The following is a 22,965-nucleotide window of genomic DNA, read 5'->3' as shown; positions in this document are numbered from 1 at the left end:
AGCCGTTACCGCAGCAACGGATATGTACTCACTCCCCCTACAACCCTCCGCGACTGTTGCAATTTGGGCAACAGTCATTATCTTGTTACACTCTGTACCGCACCGCTCACCTGCGCTAATTTGACGCACCGATGAGCGCGACGGCCAACACAGCTTCCCGCTCACCCAAATTTCCCTCGACTTATTTCCAGGGCTCTACACTGGGAATCTGTTCAAAGCCGCTGACTTCAGCGGCTTTTTTTTGCGGTAAAAAAAGGCCAGGCACACCCCCACGACATTGGCCGCTTACGATTGACCAAAGGAGCTCCACCGGTGAAGAACTCGCTGACGTTCACCCCGCTATTCCTAGCGATTGCAACAACGATCGCCCCCCTGGCCCAAGCGGCAGACACCACCCCCGCCGACGGTTTCGTCGACGGCGCAAGCCTCAAGATCAACACCCGCAATTACTACATGAACCGCGACCGTCGCGACATCCACACCGATGACAGCAAGGAATGGGGCCAAGGCTTCATCGGCACCTTCGAATCCGGCTACACCCAGGGCACCGTCGGCTTCGGCCTGGACCTCAACGCCATGCTCGGCCTCAAGCTCGACGGCGGCGGCGGCACCGACGGCTCCAGTATCCTGCCGTATGGCAGCGGCAACGGCAAAGCGCCCGGCTCGTTCTCCACCGCAGGCGGCACCTTGAAAATGCGCGCCTTCGACACCGAGCTGAAAGCCGGCGACCTGTTCCTCAACAACCCGGTAATCGCCGGCGGCATGACCCGCATGATGCCGCAGGATTTCCGCGGCGTAAGCCTGACCAACCACAGCGTCGACGGCTGGCTGCTTGAAGGCGGCCAGGCCAGCTTCACCAAGCTCTACAACCAGAGCGGTCGCCGGCGCATCGGCACCAGCTACGGCACGCTGCCGGACCACGCCGACAGCCAGCACCTGAACTGGGCCGGTGTGTCGTTCAGCGCCATCCCGGGCGTCACCAGCAACCTGTACGCTTCCGAACTCAAGGACGTGTGGCACCAGTACTACTACGACCTGGATTACACCTACGCGCTGAACGACCTGGTCAGCCTCAACCCCGGCCTGCACTATTACCACACCCAGGACACCGGCCGGTCGTTGCTGGGCAGCATCGACAACAACACCTACAGCCTGCATTTCACCGTGGGCGTGGGCAACCACAGCCTCACCGCCGCCTACCAGCGGGTCAACGGCAACACGCCGTTCGACTACATCAGCCAGGGCGACAGCGTCTACCTGGACAACTCCCAGCAATACTCGGACTTCAACGGCCCCAACGAGCGCTCGTGGAAACTCAAGTACGCCTACGACTTCGCAGGCCTGGGCATGCCAGGGCTGACGTCTGCCGTTTCCTACATCAGCGGCAAGACCGACCTGACCAAGGTCGACCCCAACAGCCGTGGCTACAGCGCCTGGTACAGCGCCGATGGCAAGGACGCCAAACACTGGGAGCGCGACATCGATTTGAAGTACGTGGTGCAAGGCGGCAAAGCCAAGGACTTGGCCGTGCGCCTGCAATGGGCGACCAACCGCGGCGGAAATGGCTACGCGGCGGTGGATCGGGATGTGGACGAATACCGGGTGATCGTGGACTACCCGATCAACGTGTTCTAACCCGCCAATCTTTCTTTTTTAGCCCATGCCCTAATTTTCATCGCGTAGAACTAAACTGCCAGTATCTTATCTGTTGAAGTCTGCGCGATGAGTCAACTCCGCCCTCCTTCTTTACCTGCACGCTCGGAGCTTTTGCTGATTCTGGGCAGTAGCCTGACCGTCACCCTGATTGTGATTATCGTCGCGGCGCTGCTGAACCGCGAACACGCCAGCACCGTCCAGGCCGCCCAGCGCGCGACCACCAACATCACCCAACTGATCAATGCCGACGTGCTGCGTAACGTCGAGCTCTATGACCTGGCGCTGGAGGGTCTGATCAAGGCCACCACCCGCAAGGACCTGGCGCAGGCGTCACCGGACATCCGGCACATGGTGCAGTTTGACCAGTCCACCGCAGCGCCCTTCAAAGGCGAAGTGCTGTTGCTGGATGCCAACGGTGCAGTGATTGCCGACTCCTCGACGCTGTGGCCAACGCCACGCAATTTCGCTAACCGCGATTACTTCCAGGCGCATCGACAGAATGCCCAAGCCGGCCTGTTTATCAGCCGCCCATTCAGGATTCGCTGCAACTGCGATCAAGTCTGGCGCATCGCATTCAGTCGCCGCGTCACGGGGCCGGACGGCGAGTTTGCCGGTGTCGCGGTGGCAACGATGCGCCTGGCGTATTTCGATCAATTGTTCAACCGCCTCACCATCGGCAATGGCAGTTCGGTGAACCTGCTGAACAACCAGGGGATTCTTCTCGCCCAGCAGCCGTTGCTGGAGCGCGACATGATCGACAAGGACCTCAGCGATCGGCCCAACTTCAAACGCATACTGCGCGAAGGCGAAGGCAGCTTTCGGGCGATCTCGGCCATCACTGGCACCGAGCGTTTGTACACCTTCACCAATGTCGGTGAATTACCGCTGATTGTGGTGGTGGCGCTGGCCAGCGAAGACGTGTTCGCCCCGTGGAAACGCGCCGCGCTGCTCACCAGCGGCGCCACCGGCGTGCTCTGCATTGGCCTGTTATGGCTGACCTGGATGCTGCGCCGCGAACTGCGCCGTCGCTATCGCGCCGAGCAAGTGCTGTCGGAGCTGGCCGCCACCGATGACCTGACCGGCCTGGCCAACCGTCGCACCCTGGACCAGCGCCTGCGCCTGGAATGGGACCGCGCGCAGCGCTCCACCGAGCCGCTGACGCTGTTGATGATCGACGTGGACCACTTCAAGGCTTTCAACGACCGCCACGGCCACCACGGCGGTGATGAGGCACTGCGCACGGTCGCCCAGGTGATCGCCAACAACATCCGTCGTCCCGCCGACCTGGCCGCGCGGTATGGCGGGGAAGAGTTTGCGGTGGTGCTGCCGGACACCGACGCCAAGGGCGCCTGGGTGATCGCCGAGCATATCCGCAGCGGCGTCGAGCACCTGCCGCGCGTCGCCGGCGCTGAACAGCCGATCACCGTGAGTATCGGCATGAGTACCTGGGATAAACGCAGTCACCTGTCACTCGAGACGCTGCTGTTGCACGCGGATCAGGCACTGTATGAGGCCAAGCACACTGGGCGAAACCGGATTGTGGAGGCCACCGGGCCCTGACCTGCTGCAACGCCGTACACGGACTACGCTAATGGCATCCTCGACGCAGAAGTACGCCCGATGAGCCCGAGCCTTTCTCGCTCTACACGTCGCCCGGAACGCCTGCTGATCCTAGGCAGTGTCCTCACGGCCCTGCTGATCGTGGCGATCGTGGCGGTGCTGCTGATTCGCGAACACGCCAATACCCTGCAGACCGCCACGCGCACCGCGAACAACATCACCCAACTGATTGACGCCGATGTACTGCGCAACGTCGAGCTCTATGACATGGCCCTCAAGGGCCTGATCGCCGCCACCGAGCGCAACGACCTGCAAAGCGTCTCCGCCGATATCCGCCATCTGGTGCAGTTCGACCGCTCCGCGGCCGCGCCCTACAAGGGCGACATCCTGCTGCTGGACGCCAATGGCGAGGTGATCGCCGACTCGTCCTTGCTCACGCCCAAGTCCGGCAACTTCGCTGATCGCGATTATTTCCAGGTCCAGCGCAAAGACCCCGACATCGGGCTGTACATCAGCCGCCCGTTCATGGCGCGCTGCGTGTGCGACGACCAATGGCGCATTGCGTTCAGCCGCCGCGTTTCCGGGCCGGACGGGCGCTTTCAGGGGGTGGCGGTGGCCTCCATGCGCTTGTCTTATTTTCACCAGTTGTTCAGCAGCCTGAATATCGGCAGCAACAGCACCATCAACCTGATCAACCAGCAGGGCATTCTGCTGGCGCAGCATCCCATGCTCGAACTGGACATGATCGACAAGGACCTGAGCCAGCAGCCAAATGTCGGGCGCATGCTCAAGGAGCGCGATGGCAGTTTTCGCGGCGTTTCCAGTGTTGACCACCGAGAGCGGCTCTACAGCTTTTCCACGGTCGGCAATTTGCCGCTGATCGTCGCGGTGGCACTGTCCACCGATGAGGTATTCGCCCAATGGAAACGCGCAGCCTTGCTGATCAGCCTGGCGACGGGCGTGCTGTGCATCGGTCTGCTGTGGCTGAGTTGGATGCTCAGCAACGAGCTGCGCCGCCGCCACCGCGCCGAGCAAGTGCTGTCAGAACTGGCAGCCACCGATGCGCTGACCGGCCTGGCCAACCGTCGCATCCTCGATCAGCGCCTGCGCCTGGAATGGGACCGCGCGCAACGCTCAACCGAACCGCTGACGCTGCTGATGATCGACGTGGATCACTTCAAGGCCTTCAACGACCGCCATGGTCACCACGGCGGTGACGAGGCTCTGCGCACGGTGGCCAGGGTCATCGAAGACAACATCCGCCGCCCGGCTGATCTGGCGGCGCGTTATGGCGGGGAGGAGTTTGCCGTGGTGCTGCCGCACACCGACGCCAAAGGCGCCTGGGTGATCGCCGAGCATATCCGCAGCAGCGTCGAGCACTTGCCACGGTGTGCCGGCGCCGAACGGCCGATTACGGTGAGTATCGGCATGAGTACCTGGGACAAACGCAGCCGCGTATCGCTGGAGGCATTGTTGCTGAGCGCGGATCAGGCGCTGTATGAGGCCAAACACAGCGGGCGCAACCGCATCGTGGATGCCGCAGCCTTTCCCTGAAGAGCCTGCCACCTGGGCCACTCAGTCACCGCTCGCCGCACCGTCAGCTTGGGTTTGATCCCGACGCTGACGGTGCCTCCTGCTGATGACAGTGAGTCAGTACATTTTTCACAGCGGCAGCCTTTACAGCGTGTAGCTGCCACCTCCTGACACCGAGACTCTCGGGTCAGCACCCACTTGCGCTGTAACACTCAATGGAAACTGTGGTGGCAACAGAGACACGCTTAAACCGAAGGAGCCATCGACCGAAACGCCCGATGTTGCGGAAAACTCGTGTTTTGGCGGGGACTTGCTGGTCAGGTCGGTACTGAAGGTAACTTTGTGTTGAAGGGTAAATGACGGTGACACGCCTGCTCCACCATTGGCGCCCACCTGCCCTGCTCGAATATTCGCGTTAATACTTGTCCGGGGGAAAAAGGTATAACTATTGGCGATGGATAATGTGTTGTCGGCGTTTTGCGTGATAGTCGGTTTACCAGTGGGAGACAGTGTGAATTGAAGACCCGCCCCGCCGACGTTTATATGTTGCCCAGTCATATGCGTAACACTTTGGTTCACGCCACCGCCCACACTAACGCCAGAACTGGCAAGGCTGCCCTCAAGACCGCCATTCACACTCAGTGATTGCTGGCTGACAATTGAAGGCTTCACATTAGCGTTAAAGTTGAACTCTCCACTTGGATGGACAGTGGCGCTGAATTCCGGTGCGCCAAACGTAAATCGCTGTGAAAGGCTGCCCCCCACATTAAAACCCACGCCCGTGCCTAAAATATTGGGAATGCCGGCCCTCAGACTGCCGCCGACTTCCAGCTGCATCTTGGGTGCGAAGCTGACGGTGAGGCCGCCGCTGTCATTGGGCCGTAAGCTGATGACGGGATCAAACCGTGCCGTTGCGCTCACACCCGCGCTCGGGCCGCCAGCTATCGGGGTGACCCTGGCGGCGATGGTGGCATAGGTTCGCGGAAAAAAAGACACCGTGGGGATCGGCTGAAACTTCGCTGCACCGCCGAACACATTCGCGGTATAGGGCGCGGCAAAAGAGCGCTCGGGTGGGTTATTGTTGACGTTTTGTTGCTGAGGGTCAGGGCTGCGATATACAGCGGCTGGAGCGATAGCGTTCATGATCGGTATTCCTTCAACAGTAATAGGTATGTATTCACTGATCTCGCGTTAATTCAAAACTCGTTTAGCTGTTGGTACTTTATTCAACGGCCTCACGAAGACTGTGTGGTACACGAAAAAGTATCAGTTCCTACAAAAACACCGTCGAAAGTTGCAACACGTTTCACGACAATGTCATTACCACGCAACTTGCTATTTTTTAAGCATAAAAAAAGGCCACCCGAAGGTGGCCTTTCAAAACTAAAGAAGAGAGTTGTTACTTACACCGCCGCAACGGGACGCATGTAAGAGATCGGTGCGGTGCTGGCATCTTCGAAGGTCACGACTTCCCAAGCATCTGTCTGTGCAATCAACTTGCGCAGCAACTGGTTGTTAAGGGCGTGGCCCGACTTGAAGCCTTTGAACTCGCCTATCAGGCTATTGCCCAGCAGGTAGAGGTCACCGATTGCATCGAGGATTTTGTGCTTCACGAATTCGTCTTCATAGCGAAGGCCGTCTTCGTTCAGTACACCATCCGCGTCGACCACGATGGCGTTTTCAACGCTGCCGCCGAGTGCGAGGTTGTGCTTGCGCAGGTACTCGATGTCACTCATGAAACCAAAGGTACGGGCGCGGCTGACTTCTTTTACGAACGAAGTGCTGGAAAAATCCACGCTTGCACTTTGTGTGCGGTCACGGAATACCGGGTGATCGAAATCGATCTCAAAGCTCACTTTAAAGCCTTCGAACGGGACGAAGGTGGCGCGCTTGTCGCCGTCTTCTACTGTCACTTCCCGCAGAATGCGTATGAACTTCTTGGCTGCGTCCTGTTCTTCCAGGCCGGCAGATTGAATCAAGAATACGAAGGGTCCAGCGCTGCCATCCATGATAGGGACTTCGGACGCGGAGAGCTCGACGTAGGCGTTATCGATGCCCAGGCCAGCCATGGCCGAGAGCAAGTGCTCCACCGTGTCCACTTTGACGTCACCGTTGACCAGTGTGGTCGACATAGTGGTTTCGCCAACGTTTTCCGCGCGAGCAGGAATCTGCACCACAGGGTCCAGGTCGGCACGAACAAACACGATGCCGGTGTCGACAGGTGCGGGCTTGAGGGTCAGGTATACCTTCTCCCCGGAGTGCAGACCTACACCTGTGGCACGGATAATATTCTTCAGGGTGCGTTGTTTAATCATGGCTTGGACCGCTTCAGCGCAAATTGCGAACTGGTATCAACAAAGGCTGGCGATAATAACAGACCAGACCTTTGCTGAACACCAATCACCTTCATAGCCCTGATACATTCCATTAATCGGCCTGACGACGCAGGAATGCCGGGATGTCCAGGTAGTCCAGATCATCTTGCGGATTCGGGCTACGGGACGCCGCAGCACCGGCCTGAGCCTGGTTGCGCATCACGGTCGGACGGTCCAGATCACGGTAGTTCACCGACGGCAGTTCCTGGCGCGCAGGCGCTGGAGCGGCAGCTTGCTGACTGGCGTGACTGTTGTGGCCGGTGTGAACGGTATTGTCGATGACCTTTACAGGCTTCTCGATTTTTGCGCCCAGGCCGGTAGCAACCACGGTCACGTGCAGTTCATCACGCATGTCCGGATCGATAACGGTACCGACTTTGACCATCGCGTGCTCGGAAGCGAAGGCTTCGATGATGCTACCCACGTCGGAGTACTCACCCAGGGACAGGTCAGGACCGGCGGTGATGTTCACCAGGATGCCGCGTGCGCCTTGCAGGTTCACGTCTTCGAGCAATGGGTTGCGGATCGCCGCTTCTGTGGCTTCACGTGCACGGTTCGGACCGCTGGCGCAGCCAGTGCCCATCATCGCCATGCCCATTTCGCTCATCACGGTACGTACGTCGGCAAAGTCGACGTTGATCATGCCTGGGCGCTTGATGATGTCGGAGATACCGCGAACGGCACCGGCCAGAACATCGTCAGCCTTGGCAAATGCGGACAGCAGGCTTGCGTCCTTGCCCAGGATGGTCAGCAGTTTTTCGTTGGGAATGGTGATCAACGAGTCAACGCTTTCAGACAGCAGACGGATACCTTCGTCGGCAATCTGCATGCGCTTGCGACCTTCGAACGGGAACGGACGCGTTACGACAGCAACGGTCAGAATCCCCATTTCCTTGGCCACTTCGGCAATGATCGGGGCCGCACCGGTACCGGTACCGCCGCCCATGCCGGTGGTGATGAACACCATGTTGGTGCCTTGCAGCACTTCAGCAATACGCTCGCGGTCTTCCAGCGCGGCTTGACGGCCGACTTCCGGGTTGGCGCCAGCGCCGAGGCCCTTGGTCACAGCTGTGCCCAATTGCAGGATGGTCCGCGCGCCGATGCTTTTCAGCGCCTGGGCATCAGTGTTGGCGCAGATGAATTCAACGCCTTCAATGTTGCTCTTGACCATGTGGTTGACAGCGTTGCCGCCGCCACCGCCGACACCGATTACTTTGATAACCGGGCTTGCGGGGATGTTGTCTACGAGTTCGAACATGTTCCCTCTCCTTTCGTTTTCTCTAGTTTTTTCGCCTACTGCTTATTACGGTGTTGCGGTAAATCTTTAGAAATTGCCTTTCACCCAAGCCTGCAAGCGCTCGAACAACGGCGCTTTGGCTTCATCGTCGCCACCGCGATAGCTGTCACGAATGCTCGGGCCCGACAGGGAAATGCCGTCGGTCTGCTTTTGCAGCCCGTACAACAGCAAGCCCACACCGGTGGAATAAATCGGGTTGCGCACTACGTCGCCCAGGCCTTTGACGCCATGGGGCACGCCCAGGCGGACGGGCATGTGGAAGATTTCCTCGGCCAGTTCGACCGCGCCTTCCATCTTCGAGGTGCCACCGGTCAGCACGATGCCGGCCGGGATCAAATCTTCGTAACCGCTGCGGCGCAGCTCAGCCTGGATCAGGGTGAACAGCTCGTCGTAGCGTGGCTCGACCACTTCGGCCAGGGCCTGGCGCGACAGCTCACGCGGTGGGCGGTCGCCGACACTTGGCACCTTGATGGTTTCACCGGCACCGGCCAGTTTGGCCAGGGCGCAGGCATAGCGAATCTTGATTTCTTCGGCGTACTGGGTCGGTGTACGCAGCGCCATGGCGATGTCGTTGGTGACCTGGTCGCCGGCAATCGGGATCACGGCGGTGTGACGGATCGCACCCTCGGTGAAGATCGCGATGTCGGTGGTTCCGCCGCCGATGTCGACCAGGCACACGCCCAGCTCTTTTTCGTCGTCGGTCAATACCGAGTAGGCCGACGCCAACTGCTCAAGAATGATGTCGTCGATTTCCAGACCGCAGCGGCGCACGCATTTTTCAATGTTCTGTGCAGCGTTGACGGCGCAGGTCACCACGTGAACCTTGGCTTCCAGACGTACGCCCGACATACCCAGCGGCTCGCGAACGCCTTCCTGGTTGTCGATCACGTAGTCCTGCGGCAGGGTGTGCAGCACGCGCTGGTCAGCCGGGATCGCCACGGCCTGGGCCGCGTCGAGTACACGCTCAAGGTCCGCCGAGCTGACTTCACGGTCGCGGATGGCCACGATGCCGTGGGAATTCAGGCTGCGGATATGGTTGCCGGCCACGCCGACAAACGCCGAGTGAATCCGGCAGCCGGCCATCAACTGCGCTTCTTCAATGGCGCGCTGGATCGATTGCACGGTGGACTCGATGTTCACCACCACGCCCTTCTTCAGGCCCCGGGACGGATGCGTGCCGATACCGACGATTTCGATAACACCGTCTTCCCCGACCTCGCCGACCAGCGCCACCACCTTGGAGGTGCCGATATCGAGACCGACGATCATTTTTCCGCTTTGCACGTTTGCCATGGGTCCTGCCTCTTCTTAATTCTTCGCGACAGCGGGTTTGGCTGTCGTCGGCGCAGCTGGTTCACGCCAGCCGACGGCCAGGCCGTTGGCGTAACGCAGGTCGACGCTCGCAATGTTCGTAATCTGTTCTTTCAAGGTCTTGTCATAGATGGCAATAAAGCGGCGCATCTTTTCCACCAAGCGGTCGCGTCCCAGCAACAACTCGATGCCCGGGCCGGAACTGCCTGCCCCGGTGGTCAAAAACCAGCTGCCCCGCTCACGCAATTCCAGGCGTGCGATGGAGAAGCCCAGTGGCCGCAGCATCTGGCTCAAGGCCTGGTACTGCTGCATCACTTGCTGTTGCGCCCGCTGCGGCCCGAACAGCTGCGGCAGGTGCTCATAGTTGGCCAGCTCACGCGGGGTGAACGCCTGGCCCTGGTTGTTCAACAGCGCTTCATCGCCCCAACGGGCCACGGGCAGTTGTTCTTCCAGGCGGATCGTCACCTGGTCCGGCCACACGCGGCGCACTTCGGCATGGGCGATCCACGGCATCTGCTCCAGCTCCGAGCGCATACCGGCCAGGTCGATGGTAAAGAAGCTCGCCGCCAGGTACGGACCGATGCGCTGCTGTACCGCTTGCTGGCTGATGTAGCTCAAGTCGCCCTGCACACTGATCTTGGTGATCGGCCGGTCGGCATACGGCAACAGGCGCTGCGCACCCTCGTATGTGCCAAAGCCCAACGCCACCAGCAGCACCGGCCAGAACAGCGCCTTGAGGAAACCAAAGTTGGCTTTCGGCAGGCGCGCCGACATCGGCTCTTTAGCCACCATCCGGCTGGCACCCCGTGGCACCGGCTTGCGGCCGGGTGCTGGTGGGGGCTGATGACGAAGCGATGCGCCGTTCATGTGTTTAGCCTCTTGGCTCAATGCTGTCAGCGAGGATCGCCAGCACCAACTGCTGGAAATCCAGACCGGCTGCACGGGCTGCCATAGGTACCAGGCTGTGATCGGTCATACCCGGCGCAGTGTTGACTTCAAGGAACCAGAAATTCCCCTGGTCATCCTGCATCACGTCTGCCCGCGCCCAACCGGCGATACCCAGCGCCTCACAGGCTTTCGCCGTGAGGTCCATCAATTCCTGTTCCTTGGTTGCGTCAAGGCCACACGGGATCCGGTACTGAGTATCGGAAGCCACGTACTTGGCGTCGTAATCGTAAAAGGTGTGGGGCGTGCCCAATGCGATAGGCGGCAATACCTGGCCACGCAGGGTGGCGATGGTGTACTCGGGACCTTGGATCCACTGTTCCACCAACACTTGCGAATCGTAGGTACTTGCCGCCTTCCATGCGTCGATCAATTCGGCGGCCGAGTTCACTTTGGCCATGCCGATACTGGAGCCTTCATGGGCTGGTTTGACGATCAAAGGCAGGCCCAGTTCCTTGGCTGCAGAAATACAATCGTCTTCGCTGCACAGCACGCTGTGACGTGGGGTTGGAATACCCAGGCTGTGCCACACCTGCTTGGTGCGCAACTTGTCCATTGCCAGTGCCGAGGCAAGAATGCCGCTGCCGGTGTAAGGGATGCCAGCGCACTCGAGCAAGCCTTGCATGCTGCCGTCTTCACCGCCGCGGCCGTGCAGGATGATAAAGGCACGGTCGATCTTCTCGGCCTGCAGGCGGGCGAGGAAATCATCGCCCACGTCGATACCGAACGCATTCACGCCGGCGCTTTGCAGTGCCTCAAGCACGGCATTGCCGGACTTGAGCGAGACTTCACGCTCTGCACTCTTGCCGCCGAACAGCACGGCGACGCGGCCGAAGTCGGCAGGCGTGATCGTGGAAAACAGGGCGTCGTAGTTCGTTGTCATTTCGACTTCCCCTGCGCAGTTGCGAACAAGGGGCTCGCGAGCAATTTAGGCGCGAGGCCACCGATATCACCGGCGCCCTGGCACAGCAGGATGTCACCCGCGCGCAGCAGCGGCTTGACGATCGGCGCCAGGTCCACACCGCGCTCGATGTAGATCGGGTCCAACTGGCCACGCTGGCGGATGCTGTTGCACAGCTTGCGGCTGTCGGCGCCCGGGATCGGCTCTTCACCGGCCGGGTAGACTTCCATCAGCAGCAGCACGTTGGCATCGGCCAATACATTGACGAAATCGTCGTACAGATCGCGGGTACGGCTGTAGCGGTGCGGCTGGTACACCATCACCAGGCGGCGCTCCGGCCAGCCACCGCGCACGGCCTTGATCACGGCGGCCACTTCGGTCGGGTGATGACCGTAGTCGTCGACCAGCATCACGTCGCCGCCGTCTACCGGCAGTTGGCCGTAGACCTGGAAGCGACGACCAACACCGGCAAAACGCGACAGGCCTTCAACGATGGCTTCATCGCTGACGCCCTCGTCGGAGGCGATGCAGATGGTCGCCAGGGAGTTGAGCACGTTGTGGTTGCCCGGCATGTTCACCGAGACATCCAGCGGTTCGCGGTCAGGGCGCAGCACGGTGAAGAAAGTTTGCATGCCTTCCTGGCGCACATTGATCGCGCGCACGTCAGCGTCTTCGCTGAAGCCGTAGGTCACGGTCGGACGCTTGACCTGCGGCAGGATTTCACGCACCACCGGATCGTCCAGGCACACCACCGCCAGACCGTAGAACGGCAGGTTGTGCAGGAACTCGACGAAGGTTTTCTTCAACTTGTTGAAGTCACCGTCGTAGGTTGCCATGTGGTCTTCGTCGATGTTGGTAACCACCGCGACCAGCGGCTGCAGGTGCAGGAAGCTCGCGTCACTTTCATCGGCTTCGGCGATCAGGTAGCGGCTGGTGCCGAGCTGGGCATTGGTGCCAGCTGCATTCAGACGGCCACCGATCACGAACGTCGGGTCCAGGCCACCGGCCGCGAACACCGAAGCGATCAGGCTGGTGGTGGTGGTTTTGCCGTGCGTACCGGCAACGGCAATGCCGTGGCGGTAGCGCATCAGCTCGGCGAGCATCTCGGCGCGCGGCACCACCGGAATACGGCGCTCAAGGGCGGTGGCCACTTCCGGGTTGGAGGTGTTCACGGCACTGGAAACCACCAGTACATCAGCCTCGGCGGCGTTTTCGGCGCGGTGGCCGATAAAGATCTGCGCACCGAACGACTTCAGGCGCTCGGTGACCGGCGACTCTTTCAAGTCAGAGCCGGACACTTGGTAGCCCAGGTTCAGCAGCACTTCGGCAATCCCGCACATGCCCACGCCGCCGATGCCGACGAAGTGGATGCGACGGATGCGGCGCATCTCGGGTTGTGGCATGGCTTTCTGATTCTCAACCATGGGCCACCTCCAGGCAGATGTCGACCACGGTGCGGGTTGCGTCAGGTTTGGCCAGGCGGCTTGCGGTGCTCGCCATGCTGTTGAGTCGTTCCGGTTGCATCAAAACCTCAGTCAGGCGTGCGGCCAAATCGGCGGCGCCAGTCGTTCTTTGCGGCAGCAGGAAGGCAGCGCCCTCCCCGGCCAAATATTCGGCGTTGCGGGTCTGGTGATCGTCAATCGCGTGGGGCAAAGGCACCAGCAAGGACGGCAGACCGGCGGCGGCCAGTTCACTGACGGTCAGCGCACCAGCGCGACAAACCACCAGGTCGGCCCAGCCATAGGCGTGGGCCATGTCTTTGATGAAGGGCTGCACATTCGCCTCGACACCGGCCTCGCGGTAGCGGGCAGCGGTGATTTCATCGTGATTCTTGCCGGCCTGATGGAAGATCTCCGGGCGCAACTCCACGGGGAGTTGAGCCAACGCTTCGGGCAGCAATTTGTTCAGTGGCTCGGCACCCAGGCTTCCGCCCAGGATCAGCAGATGCGCCTTGCGCCCGGCCAATGCCTCACGGGCAATGGCCATGAACAGTTCGGTGCGCACCGGGTTGCCGGTGGTGCGCAACTTGTCCGAGGCCGCAAAGGTTTTCGGGAACGCTTCACACACACGCGAGGCCAACGGCACCAGCAGGCGGTTCGCGGTACCGGCGACGGCGTTCTGCTCGTGCACGATCACCGGCACGCCAGCCAGCTTGGCGGCAACGCCGCCAGGGCCGGTCACATAACCGCCAAAACCCAGCACGCATACCGGCTTCACTGCACGCATGACTTTGCGTGCCTGCCACACCGCCTTGAGCAACACGAACGGCGCCTTGAGCAGGGACAACTTGCTCTTGCCGCGCAAGCCGGCGACGTTGATCAAATGCAGTGGCAAGCCAGCGTTCGGGACCAATTCATTTTCGATGCCGCGCGGCGTGCCGAGCCAATGCACGGTGTAGCCGCGGTTCTGGAATTCACGCGCGCACGCCAGGGCCGGGAACACGTGGCCCCCGGTGCCGCCCGCCATGATCAGCACGTTAGCGCCCATGGTTCGGCTCCTCGGCAAAATCGCTTTCGCTGAATTCCATCTCTTCGCTGCCCAAGTGGGTTCGACTCTCCCACTCGATGCGCAGCAGCAACCCCAGGCACGCGCAGCAAATCACCAACGAACTGCCGCCGTAACTGAGGAACGGCAAGGTCAGGCCCTTGGTCGGCAGCAAGCCGACGTTCACGCCGATGTTGATCAGGAACTGGCCGATCCACAGGAACGACAAGCCGTACGCCACATACGCGGCGAAATACTGTTTGGCCTTTTCGGCCCACAAACCGATGTACATGCCGCGTACACACACGAACACGAACAGCGCGACGGTGCACAGCGAACCCACCACGCCAAGCTCTTCGGCAAGTACCGAGAACACAAAGTCGGTGTGCGCTTCGGGCAGGTAGAACTGCTTCTGCACGCTGTTGCCCAAGCCCACGCCCAGCCACTCGCCGCGGCCAAAGGCGATCAACGCCTGGGTCAGCTGGTAGCCGGAACCGAACTGGTCGGACCACGGGTCGGTAAAGGTAATCAGACGGGCCATCCGGTAGGGTTGCGCCTGCACCAGCACCGTCACGGCGGCCACGGCCAGCACCACCATCAAGGTGAAGCGGAACAGGCCGACGCCACCGAGGAACAGCATCGCGGCGGCCGCGCCCATCATCACGACGGTGGCACCGAAGTCGGGCTCCATCAGCAACAGGCCGGCCATTGGCAGCAGCACGATGAATGGCTTGAAGAAGCCCATCCAGCTTTCGCGCACTTCCTTCTGACGGCGTACCAGGTAACCGGCCAGGTAGATCACCACGAACACCTTGGCGATTTCCGACGGCTGCACGTTGAACGCACCGAAGCCGATCCAGCGCATCGAACCGTTCACCTCGCGGCCGATGCCGGGCAGGATCACCATGATCAGCAAGCCGAACGCACCGATCAGCATCATCCAGCCCAGGCGCTGCCAGGTGGCGATCGGGATCATCATGGTGACGATGCACGCGCCAAGGCCGATCACCAGGTACACCAAGTGACGAATCATCATGTAAAGAGTGTTGCCCGACTGCACGGCGGCCACTTCGGAGGACGCCGAGGTGATCATCACCAGGCCCAGGCCCAGCAGCGCCAGGCAACCGGCGAGCATCGGGAAATCAAGGTCGACGCCACGCCCGGTAATGATCGGCGACGGGTACGGTTTGATGATATTTCTGAAATTCATGCCAAGGCCTCCACGGCGCGAGCGAACAGCTGGCCGCGCTCTTCGTAGTTCTTGAACATGTCGAAACTGGCGCACGCTGGCGACAGCAGCACGGCATCACCCGGCTGGGCCAGGGCTTTGCACTGAGCGATGGCGTCGTCTAGGGACGTCGCGCGCACTTGCGGCACCGCGTCACCGAGGGCAGCGGCGATCAAATCAGCATCACGGCCCATCAGCACCACGGCGCGGCAATGGGCAGCCACCGGACCTTTAAGGTCCTTGAAGTCGGCGCCTTTGCCATCGCCACCGGCGATCAGCACCAGCTTGCCTTCGATATCGGCGCCAAGGCCTTCGATGGCAGCCAAGGCGGCACCGACGTTGGTGGCCTTGGAATCGTTGTAATAGCTGACGCCGTCGAGGTCGCGGACCCACTGGCAGCGGTGCTCAAGCCCGGCGAATGTGCGCAGGCTTGCGAGCATGGCGTCGAACGGCAGGCCAACAGCGTGACCGAGTGCCAGCGCCGCCAGGGCATTGGACTGGTTATGCGCGCCACGGATTTTCAGCTCGCGCACCGGCATCAGGTTCTGGAATTCGAAGGCCAGGTATTTCTCGCCGTTCTCTTCGCGGATGCCGAAGGCTTTGAAGTCGGGTTTGCCGAGGCCGAAGGTCCAGCACGGCAGGCCTTCGCCCATCAGCGGACGGCTCAGGGCGTCCTGGCGGTTGACCACCACTTGCCGGGCTCCGCGGAAAATCCGGTGCTTGGCCAGGTGATAGGCCGGCAGGCCGCTGTAACGGTCCATGTGGTCTTCGCTGACGTTGAGCACCGTGGCCACTTCAGCACCGAGGTCGTGGGTGGTTTCGAGCTGGAAGCTCGACAGTTCCATCACGTACAGCTCGACGTCGTCGCTGAGCAGGTCCAGCGCCGGCGTGCCGAGGTTACCGCCCACGGCCACGCGCTTGCCGGCCGCAACCGCCATCTCGCCGACCAGGGTGGTCACGGTGCTTTTCGCGTTGGAACCGCTGATGGCCACAATCGGCGCTTTCGCGTTACGCGCGAACAGGTCGATATCGCCGGAGAGCTTCACGCCACGTGCGGCAGCAGCTTGCAAAGCCGGTGTCGCCAGGGCCAGGCCGGGGCTCACGTAGAGCTCATCGGCGCGGCACAGAAACTCGACATCCAACTCGCCACAACGCACTTCCACGTGCGGGTAGTCACGGCGCAGCGTGACCAGCTCCGGTGGATTTTCCCGCGTATCGGCGACGGCAAACGACGTGCCCCGGTTCGCCAGGAAGCGAACCAGGGACATGCCGCTCTTGCCGAGGCCGACAACGATGCGGAAGTGGTCTGAAGCGATCAGGGACACTCGTTTCTACCTCAGTTTCAGGGTGGCAAGGCCGACCAGTACCAGAATCACGGTGATGATCCAGAAACGGACAATCACGCGTGGCTCGGGCCAGCCCTTGAGTTCAAAGTGGTGGTGAATCGGCGCCATGCGGAACACGCGGCGCCCGGTCAATTTGAAGGAAGCCACCTGGATGACCACCGACAGGGTTTCCATCACGAACACACCGCCCATGATGAACAGCACGATTTCCTGGCGAACGATCACCGCGATGGTGCCCAGCGCTGCGCCCAGCGCCAGCGCGCCGACGTCGCCCATGAAGACTTGTGCGGGATAGGTGTTGAACCACAAGAACCCCAGGCCGGCGCCGATCAGCGCGCCGCAGAACACAATCAGTTCACCCGCGCCCGGTACGTACGGGATCAGCAGGTATTCAGCGAATTTCACGTTACCCGACAGGTAGCAGAAGATGCCGAGCGCACCGCCGACCATCACCGTCGGCATGATCGCCAGGCCGTCGAGGCCGTCGGTCAGGTTCACCGCGTTGCTGGAGCCGACGATCACAAAGTAGGTCAGCACCACGAAGCCGATGCCCAGTGGAATGCTGGCGTCCTTGAGCATCGGAATGATCAGGGTGGTTTCCACCGCGCTTGGCGCAGTGGTGTACAGGAAGATCGCGGCGGCAAGACCGAATACCGACTGCCAGAAATACTTCCAGCGGCTTGGCAGCCCCTTGGAGTTTTTCTCAATCACCTTGCGGTAGTCATCGACCCAGCCGATGGCGCCGAACAACAAGGTCACCAACAACACCACCCACACGTAGCGGTTATGCAGGTCGGCCCAGAGCAAGGTGCTGATGCCGATGGACGAGAGAATCAACGCGCCGCCCATGGTCGGGGTGCCGGATTTGGACAGGTGCGACTGCGGGCCGTCATTGCGAACCGATTGACCAATTTGCAGGTTCTGCAGGGTGCGGATCATCCACGGCCCCAGGAACAGCGACAGAGACAGCGCGGTCAGCACACCCAGAATCCCGCGCAGGGTCAGGTACTGAAAGACCGCGAAGCCTTTGTGGAACTGTTGCAGATACTCAGCCAGCAGCAGCAGCATTAATGTTTCTCCGTACTTGAGCCACACAAGGCCGCGACGACGTTTTCCATCACCGCGCTGCGCGATCCCTTGATCAAAATGGTTGTGTGTTTGTCTTGTTCAGCCACGCCCAGCGCCTGGATCAGCTCGGCCTGGGTTGCGAAATGCCGCGCGCCGAGGCCAAAGGCATCGACGGCGTGCGCCATGTTCGGGCCGACGGCATAGAGCGCGTCGACTTTTCCGCTGGCGTAGGCACCAACTTCGCGGTGGCCTTGCTCTGCCCAGTCGCCCAATTCGCCGATATCACCCAGCACCAGAACCTTGCGCCCGGCAAAGCCCTTCAACAGGTCAACAGCGGCATTAATGGAGGACGGGTTGGCGTTGTAGGTGTCGTCGATCACGCGCATGCCGTTGGTCGCCAGCTGCGCGACGGTACGGCCCTTGACCGGCTGCACTGCGCCCAGGCCGGTAGCGATACCGAACAGCGACACACCCAGGGCATGCGCGGCGGCGGCGGCGGCCAAGGCGTTGGCAACGTTGTGGTTGCCGAGCAGATTCAATTGCACGTGCTCGTCGCCTTGCGGGGTGTGCAAGGTGAAGGACGGGCAGCCTCGGGCGTCAACGGTGATGTTGGAGGCGTGAAAATCAGCGGCGGCATTGGCCACGGCAAACGTCAGCACCTTGCGTCCGGCGGCACGTACACGCCAGGTCTCGAAGGCCTTGTCATCGAGGTTCAATACAGCGGTGCCGGATGCATCGAGGCCTTCAAGGATTTCGCCCTTGGCTTCGACGATTTTTTCCGGGCCACCGAACTCGCCAACATGAGCGGTGCCGGCGTTGTTGATAATCGCCACGTGAGGCTTGGTCAGCGCCACGGTGTAGGCGATTTCGCCGATGCGCGAAGCACCCAGCTCGATCACCGCCGCCGTGTGTTCCGGGGCCAGCTCGAGCAGGGTCAGCGGCGCGCCGAAATCATTATTCAAGTTGCCACGGGTGGCGAGCACCGGCCCGCGCGTACGCAGGACACCGGCGAGCAATTCCTTGACCGTGGTTTTGCCGCTGGAGCCGGTGATGGCTGCAACCGGCTTATCGAAGGCGGCGCGGTTCAATGCACCCAACTGGCCCAAGGCCAAACGGGTATCTGCAACCAGCAGTTGCGCCAAGGTGGAATCGGTCACTTCACGCTGCACCAATGCACCCACGGCACCTTTGGCAGCGACGTCGTTCAGGTAGTCGTGACCATCAAAACGCGGGCCGGCCAAGGCCACAAACAATTGCCCAGGCTTGATGTTACGGCTGTCGATACTGACGCCGTCGAAGCTGCAATCGCTCGACACTACGCGGGCCGACAGGGCCTGGGTCAGTTCGCTGAACGTCATCGCTTTAAGCATGGGCAACCTCCCAGGCGGTCAAGGCATGGTCGGCCTCGACCAGATCGGAGAAGGCATGGCGCTCGCCGTTGATTTCCTGGTAGTCCTCGTGGCCTTTGCCAGCCAGCACTACCACGTCGTCAGCGCTGGCGCTGGCGATCAATTGGGCAATGGCGGCGCCGCGACCGGCCACGAAAGTAGCCTTGGACGCGTCTTTAAAGCCAACACGGATGTCATCGAAAATCTGGCTTGGGTCTTCGCTGCGCGGGTTGTCGTCGGTAACCAGCACGCCGTCGGCCAGACGCTCGACGATCTCGGCCATCAACGGACGTTTGCCGCGGTCACGGTCACCGCCGCAGCCGAACAGGCACAGCAACTTGCCCTTGGCATGTGGGCGCAGGGCTTCGAGGACTTTTTCCAACGCGTCCGGGGTGTGGGCGTAATCGACCACTACCAGCGGCTGCGAACCGCCGCCCAAACGCTGCATGCGGCCGGCCGGGCCTTCGAGCTTGGGCAGCACGCGCAGGATTTCATCCAGCGCGTAATCCAGGCCAAGCAGCGCGCCGATGGCAGCCAGCACGTTGCTCAGGTTGAAACGGCCGAGCAAGGTGCTGCGCAAGTGGTGCTCGCCCTGCGGCGTGACCAATTTGGCGAGCACGCCTTCGTCATTGAATTGGGCTTCGCGGCAATACAGGTAGGCGCTGGAGTCTTCCAGGCTGTAGGTGATCAGGCGCGATTCGCTGTCCTCGGCAGCCAGCTGGCGGCCAAAAGCGTCATCGAGATTCACCACACGGCATTTCAGATCATTCCAGGCGAACAGCTTGGCCTTGGCGGCGGCGTACGCCTCCATGGTGCCGTGGTAATCAAGGTGATCGCGGGACAGGTTGGTCATCACCGCCACGTCGAAGGCCAGCGCAGTAACACGGCCCTGGTCCAGACCGTGTGAGGAGACTTCCATGGCAACTGCCTTGGCACCGGCCTTTTTCAGGTCAGCCAGGGTCGCTTGCACGGCAATCGGGTTTGGCGTGGTGTGCAGGCCGCTTTGCAGCGCGCCATAAAAACCGGTGCCCAACGTGCCGACAATGCCGCAGTGCTGACCCAGCAGGTCAAGCGCCTGGGCGACCAACTGGGTCACGCTGGTCTTGCCGTTTGTGCCGGTCACGCCGATCAGGTTCAGTTGACGGCTTGGGTCGCCATAAAAGCGCCCGGCGATGTCCGAGAGCTGCGCAGCCAGGCCTTTGACCGGAATCAATGGCACGTCGGTGATCGGCAGCACGGTGGCACCGTCCACTTCGTACGCCACGGCTGCCGCACCACGTTGCAGGGCATCGGCGATGTGCGCACGACCATCGAACTTGCCACCAGGCACGGCCAGGAACAGGTCACCGGCGCGTACGTTACGGCTGTCCAGGCTCAACTCGCGGATCAGCAGATCGCGTCCGGCGTGAGCAAAAATCTTGTTCAAGCTAAGAGACATCAGCCGCGCCCTCCATTGGCTTTGGCAGCAGCGGCCGGTGGACCGGCGTTCGCTTGTTGAGTCGGCGGCAGGTTGTCCGGCGTAATGTTCATCAGGCGCAGGGTGCCGGACATCACTTTGCTGAACACCGGTGCCGATACCAGGCCACCGAAGTAGCCGGCCTTGCTTGGCTCATCGATCACAACAACGATGGCGTAGCGCGGATCACTCATCGGGCCGAAGCCGGCGAACAGCGAGCGGTACGAGTTCTCGGCGTAGCCTTTGGTGCCGACCGACGTTTTACGTGCAGTACCGGACTTGCCTGCCACGTGATACGCCGGCACCTGGGCACGGAACACACCACGCGGCGCTTCGATCACTTGTTGCAGCATGCCTTGCATGGTCTTGGCGACGTTTTCCGGGATCACCTGGGTGGCTTTCGGTGCTTCGTCGACGTGGATCAGGCTCAGTGGAACCATGCGACCATTATTGGCCAATACAGAGAAAGCGTGAGCCAGCTGGATCGCGGTCACCGACAGGCCGTAGCCATAGGAAAGTGTGGCCGTCTCGGCCTTTTTCCAGTCGCGGTAGTTCGGCAGGTTGCCCACGCGCTCGCCTGGGAAGTCCAGGCCGGTGGGTTGACCCAAGCCGATTTTTTGCGCCAGGTGATAGATGGTTTCGCCGCCGATATCGAAGGCCACTTTACTCATGCCGACGTTACTGGAGTTGATCAGAATACCTGTCAAATCCAGCACCGGACCTTCAGTGCGGGACACGTCACGAATGGTGTATTTGCCCAGCTGCAAGGTGCCTGGGTAAACCTCGACTTTGTCGCTCGGCTTCCAGCGCCCGGTTTCCAGGGCCGCACTCATGGAGATGGCTTTCATGGTCGAACCCGGCTCGAACACGTCGATCATTGCGCGGTTACGCATCATCGCCGGTTGCAGGTTGCGACGGTTGTTCGGGTTGTAGGTCGGCTGGTTGACCATGGCGAGGATCTCGCCGGTCTTCACGTCCATGATTACCAGGCTGCCAGCCTTGGCGCCGTTCTCGATGATCGCGTTACGCAGCTCGCGGTTGGCCAGGTATTGCAGGCGCAGGTCAATCGACAACGCCAAGGGCTTACCGGCCTTGGCGTTTTTGGTGACCTGGACATCCTTGATCAGTCTGCCGCGTCGATCCTTGATGACCTGCCGTTTGCCGGGAACCCCGGCCAGCCATTCGTCGTAGGCCAGTTCCACACCTTCACGGCCGTGGTCATCGATGTCGGTAAAGCCAACCATGTGCGCGGTGGTTTCACCGGCCGGGTAGAACCGACGAAACTCCTCGATGCCATAGACACCGGGGACTTTAAGGTCGAGCACCTGCTGGCCCTGTTCAGGGGTCAGGCCGCGAACCAGGTAGATGAATTCTTTATTGGCCTGGGCTTCCAGGCGCTCGGACAAGGCTTTTGGGTCCTGGCCCAGGGCGGCGGCCAGTTCCGGCCACTTGTCCTTGGCGACCTGCAATTCCTTGGCGTTGGCCCACAGGGTGGTTACCGGCGTACTGACGGCCAGAGGCTCGCCATTACGGTCGGTGATCAGACCGCGGTGCGCAGGAATCGGGATATGCCGCAGGCTCCGGGCGTCGCCCTGGCCGATCAGGAAGTCACGGTCAACCACTTGCAGGTCGATGATCCGCCAGGCAATCGCGCCCACCATCAAGGCCAGCAAACCCAGCATCAGGCGGAAACGCCAAGGGTAGAGTGCGCCTTCAAGTTTCATCATGGCGCCACCATCCGAACTTCGGCCGCGCCCGGAATGTGCATCTTCAACTGCTCGGTCGCCAGCACTTCGATGCGGCTATGGGCGGTCCAGGTGCTTTGCTCGAGGATCAACCGGCCCCACTCCGCCTGCGCTTTATCACGCACGCTCAATTCCCCGTACAGGGTATTGAGCAATTGGCGGTTGTAGTGGGCGCTGTAGGACACCGCAATCGCGGACACCAGCACGCCGATAAAGAGCAGCAACATAAAGAAGCTGCCGCCCGGAAGGGGCTTGGCGAAAAGCTTGCTCACCGCAACTTCTCCGCAACGCGCATGACGGCGCTACGGGAACGTGGGTTGGCCTTGAGTTCGGCTTCGGAAGCGAACTGCGCTTTGCCATGGATTTTGATTTTCGGCACAAAGGCTTCGAAACGCACCGGCAGGTTGCGCGGCAGGTTATCGGACTCGCCCTTGACCAGACGACGCATGAACAGTTTGACGATGCGGTCTTCCAGGGAGTGGAAGCTGATCACCACCAGGCGACCGCCCACTTCCAGGGCTTCCAGTGCGGCTTCGAGGCCGGTTTCCAGATCGCCCAATTCGTTGTTGACGTGAATGCGCAGGCCCTGGAACGCACGGGTCGCAGGGTTCTTGCCCTTTTCCCAGGCAGGGTTGGCGACTTTCAGCACTTCGGCCAGGTCAGCGGTGCGTT

The 22,965-nt window shown here is 61.1% G+C and carries 19 protein-coding genes; 3 read left to right on the top strand and 16 right to left on the bottom strand.

What is annotated here, in order from left to right; translation table 11 throughout:
* The first annotated feature begins 312 nt into the window (after nucleotides 1–312).
* From FPT15_RS29340 to FPT15_RS29330, 3 genes are all read left to right on the top strand, one after another.
* Nucleotides 313–1,635 carry an OprD family porin gene (locus FPT15_RS29340; protein ID WP_145166185.1) on the top strand — a complete coding sequence of 441 codons (1,323 nt, stop codon included), beginning with the start codon at nucleotides 313–315 and terminating at the stop codon, nucleotides 1,633–1,635.
* Between the two features lie 87 nt (nucleotides 1,636–1,722).
* Nucleotides 1,723–3,216, top strand: a complete 1,494-nt coding sequence (locus tag FPT15_RS29335) for a diguanylate cyclase (protein WP_145166184.1) — start codon at nucleotides 1,723–1,725, stop codon at nucleotides 3,214–3,216.
* A 60-nt stretch (nucleotides 3,217–3,276) separates the two neighbouring features.
* The gene (locus FPT15_RS29330; RefSeq protein ID WP_145166183.1) at nucleotides 3,277–4,770 is read left to right on the top strand and encodes a sensor domain-containing diguanylate cyclase; all 1,494 of its coding nucleotides are present in this window, start codon (nucleotides 3,277–3,279) and stop codon (nucleotides 4,768–4,770) included.
* Nucleotides 4,771–4,893: 123 nt separating this feature from the next.
* On the opposite strand, the gene FPT15_RS29325 is transcribed toward FPT15_RS29330, so the two are convergent.
* The 16 genes from FPT15_RS29325 to mraW all read right to left on the bottom strand — a co-directional run.
* Nucleotides 4,894–5,892: a hypothetical protein gene (locus FPT15_RS29325; protein WP_145166182.1), complete on the bottom strand. Its 999-nt coding sequence runs from the start codon at nucleotides 5,890–5,892 to the stop codon at nucleotides 4,894–4,896.
* Nucleotides 5,893–6,152: 260 nt separating this feature from the next.
* Entirely contained in the window at nucleotides 6,153–7,064 is a 912-nt protein-coding gene (gene lpxC, locus FPT15_RS29320; RefSeq protein WP_003216227.1) for a UDP-3-O-acyl-N-acetylglucosamine deacetylase, read from the bottom strand.
* Between the two features lie 112 nt (nucleotides 7,065–7,176).
* Nucleotides 7,177–8,382 carry a cell division protein FtsZ gene (ftsZ, locus tag FPT15_RS29315; RefSeq protein ID WP_017138180.1) on the bottom strand — a complete coding sequence of 402 codons (1,206 nt, stop codon included), beginning with the start codon at nucleotides 8,380–8,382 and terminating at the stop codon, nucleotides 7,177–7,179.
* Between the two features lie 66 nt (nucleotides 8,383–8,448).
* Nucleotides 8,449–9,714 (bottom strand): cell division protein FtsA, encoded by a 1,266-nt coding sequence (gene ftsA, locus FPT15_RS29310; RefSeq protein ID WP_017138181.1) that lies wholly within the window; start codon nucleotides 9,712–9,714, stop codon nucleotides 8,449–8,451.
* Nucleotides 9,715–9,729: 15 nt separating this feature from the next.
* Nucleotides 9,730–10,599, bottom strand: coding sequence for a cell division protein FtsQ/DivIB (locus FPT15_RS29305; RefSeq protein WP_106579561.1), 870 nt, complete (start codon nucleotides 10,597–10,599; stop codon nucleotides 9,730–9,732).
* A 4-nt stretch (nucleotides 10,600–10,603) separates the two neighbouring features.
* Entirely contained in the window at nucleotides 10,604–11,560 is a 957-nt protein-coding gene (locus tag FPT15_RS29300; protein WP_145166181.1) for a D-alanine--D-alanine ligase, read from the bottom strand.
* Entirely contained in the window at nucleotides 11,557–13,002 is a 1,446-nt protein-coding gene (gene murC / locus FPT15_RS29295; protein WP_145166180.1) for a UDP-N-acetylmuramate--L-alanine ligase, read from the bottom strand. The genes FPT15_RS29300 and murC overlap by 4 nt, the downstream gene beginning before the upstream one ends.
* Entirely contained in the window at nucleotides 12,995–14,065 is a 1,071-nt protein-coding gene (gene murG, locus FPT15_RS29290; RefSeq protein ID WP_145166179.1) for an undecaprenyldiphospho-muramoylpentapeptide beta-N-acetylglucosaminyltransferase, read from the bottom strand. The genes murC and murG overlap by 8 nt, the downstream gene beginning before the upstream one ends.
* Nucleotides 14,055–15,272 carry a putative lipid II flippase FtsW gene (gene ftsW / locus FPT15_RS29285; protein ID WP_106579565.1) on the bottom strand — a complete coding sequence of 406 codons (1,218 nt, stop codon included), beginning with the start codon at nucleotides 15,270–15,272 and terminating at the stop codon, nucleotides 14,055–14,057. Before ftsW ends, murG begins: the two co-directional genes overlap by 11 nt.
* A complete protein-coding gene (gene murD / locus FPT15_RS29280; protein WP_145166178.1) occupies nucleotides 15,269–16,615 on the bottom strand; it encodes a UDP-N-acetylmuramoyl-L-alanine--D-glutamate ligase in 1,347 nt (448 codons plus the stop codon). The genes ftsW and murD overlap by 4 nt, the downstream gene beginning before the upstream one ends.
* A 6-nt stretch (nucleotides 16,616–16,621) precedes the next feature.
* On the bottom strand, nucleotides 16,622–17,704 hold the full coding sequence (gene mraY, locus FPT15_RS29275) for a phospho-N-acetylmuramoyl-pentapeptide-transferase (RefSeq protein WP_003171875.1): 1,083 nt from the start codon (nucleotides 17,702–17,704) through the stop codon (nucleotides 16,622–16,624).
* The gene (murF, locus tag FPT15_RS29270; protein WP_145166177.1) at nucleotides 17,704–19,074 is read right to left on the bottom strand and encodes a UDP-N-acetylmuramoyl-tripeptide--D-alanyl-D-alanine ligase; all 1,371 of its coding nucleotides are present in this window, start codon (nucleotides 19,072–19,074) and stop codon (nucleotides 17,704–17,706) included. Before murF ends, mraY begins: the two co-directional genes overlap by 1 nt.
* Complete coding sequence (locus FPT15_RS29265) at nucleotides 19,067–20,530, bottom strand: UDP-N-acetylmuramoyl-L-alanyl-D-glutamate--2,6-diaminopimelate ligase (protein ID WP_145166176.1); 1,464 nt, start codon at nucleotides 20,528–20,530, stop codon at nucleotides 19,067–19,069. Before FPT15_RS29265 ends, murF begins: the two co-directional genes overlap by 8 nt.
* Complete coding sequence (locus FPT15_RS29260) at nucleotides 20,530–22,272, bottom strand: penicillin-binding protein 2 (RefSeq protein WP_164487968.1); 1,743 nt, start codon at nucleotides 22,270–22,272, stop codon at nucleotides 20,530–20,532. The genes FPT15_RS29265 and FPT15_RS29260 overlap by 1 nt, the downstream gene beginning before the upstream one ends.
* Nucleotides 22,272–22,565 (bottom strand): cell division protein FtsL, encoded by a 294-nt coding sequence (gene ftsL, locus FPT15_RS29255; RefSeq protein ID WP_016974244.1) that lies wholly within the window; start codon nucleotides 22,563–22,565, stop codon nucleotides 22,272–22,274. Before ftsL ends, FPT15_RS29260 begins: the two co-directional genes overlap by 1 nt.
* Nucleotides 22,562–22,965: 16S rRNA (cytosine(1402)-N(4))-methyltransferase (gene mraW, locus FPT15_RS29250; RefSeq protein WP_145166175.1), on the bottom strand; the 404-nt coding region annotated here is incomplete at its 5' end. The genes ftsL and mraW, both read right to left, overlap by 4 nt.

The organism is Pseudomonas sp. RGB (assembly GCF_007713445.1).
In the GTDB taxonomy this organism is placed as follows: domain Bacteria; phylum Pseudomonadota; class Gammaproteobacteria; order Pseudomonadales; family Pseudomonadaceae; genus Aquipseudomonas.
Note: the sequence above shows the minus strand (reverse complement) of the source record. Positions and strands in the feature narration are given on the sequence as shown.

What these genes read in the sequence shown, in the direction of transcription:
- FPT15_RS29335 (WP_145166184.1), top strand. Translation starts at nt 1,723, where the DNA reads ATGAGTCAACTCCGCCCTCCTTCTTTACCTGCACGCTCGGAGCTTTTG.
- FPT15_RS29330 (WP_145166183.1), top strand. Translation starts at nt 3,277, where the DNA reads ATGAGCCCGAGCCTTTCTCGCTCTACACGTCGCCCGGAACGCCTGCTG.
- FPT15_RS29325 (WP_145166182.1), bottom strand. Translation starts at nt 5,892, where the DNA reads ATGAACGCTATCGCTCCAGCCGCTGTATATCGCAGCCCTGACCCTCAG.
- lpxC (WP_003216227.1), bottom strand. Translation starts at nt 7,064, where the DNA reads ATGATTAAACAACGCACCCTGAAGAATATTATCCGTGCCACAGGTGTA.
- ftsZ (WP_017138180.1), bottom strand. Translation starts at nt 8,382, where the DNA reads ATGTTCGAACTCGTAGACAACATCCCCGCAAGCCCGGTTATCAAAGTA.
- ftsA (WP_017138181.1), bottom strand. Translation starts at nt 9,714, where the DNA reads ATGGCAAACGTGCAAAGCGGAAAAATGATCGTCGGTCTCGATATCGGC.
- FPT15_RS29305 (WP_106579561.1), bottom strand. Translation starts at nt 10,599, where the DNA reads ATGAACGGCGCATCGCTTCGTCATCAGCCCCCACCAGCACCCGGCCGC.
- FPT15_RS29300 (WP_145166181.1), bottom strand. Translation starts at nt 11,560, where the DNA reads ATGACAACGAACTACGACGCCCTGTTTTCCACGATCACGCCTGCCGAC.
- murC (WP_145166180.1), bottom strand. Translation starts at nt 13,002, where the DNA reads ATGGTTGAGAATCAGAAAGCCATGCCACAACCCGAGATGCGCCGCATC.
- murG (WP_145166179.1), bottom strand. Translation starts at nt 14,065, where the DNA reads ATGGGCGCTAACGTGCTGATCATGGCGGGCGGCACCGGGGGCCACGTG.
- ftsW (WP_106579565.1), bottom strand. Translation starts at nt 15,272, where the DNA reads ATGAATTTCAGAAATATCATCAAACCGTACCCGTCGCCGATCATTACC.
- mraY (WP_003171875.1), bottom strand. Translation starts at nt 17,704, where the DNA reads ATGCTGCTGCTGCTGGCTGAGTATCTGCAACAGTTCCACAAAGGCTTC.
- murF (WP_145166177.1), bottom strand. Translation starts at nt 19,074, where the DNA reads ATGCTTAAAGCGATGACGTTCAGCGAACTGACCCAGGCCCTGTCGGCC.
- FPT15_RS29265 (WP_145166176.1), bottom strand. Translation starts at nt 20,530, where the DNA reads ATGTCTCTTAGCTTGAACAAGATTTTTGCTCACGCCGGACGCGATCTG.
- FPT15_RS29260 (WP_164487968.1), bottom strand. Translation starts at nt 22,272, where the DNA reads ATGAAACTTGAAGGCGCACTCTACCCTTGGCGTTTCCGCCTGATGCTG.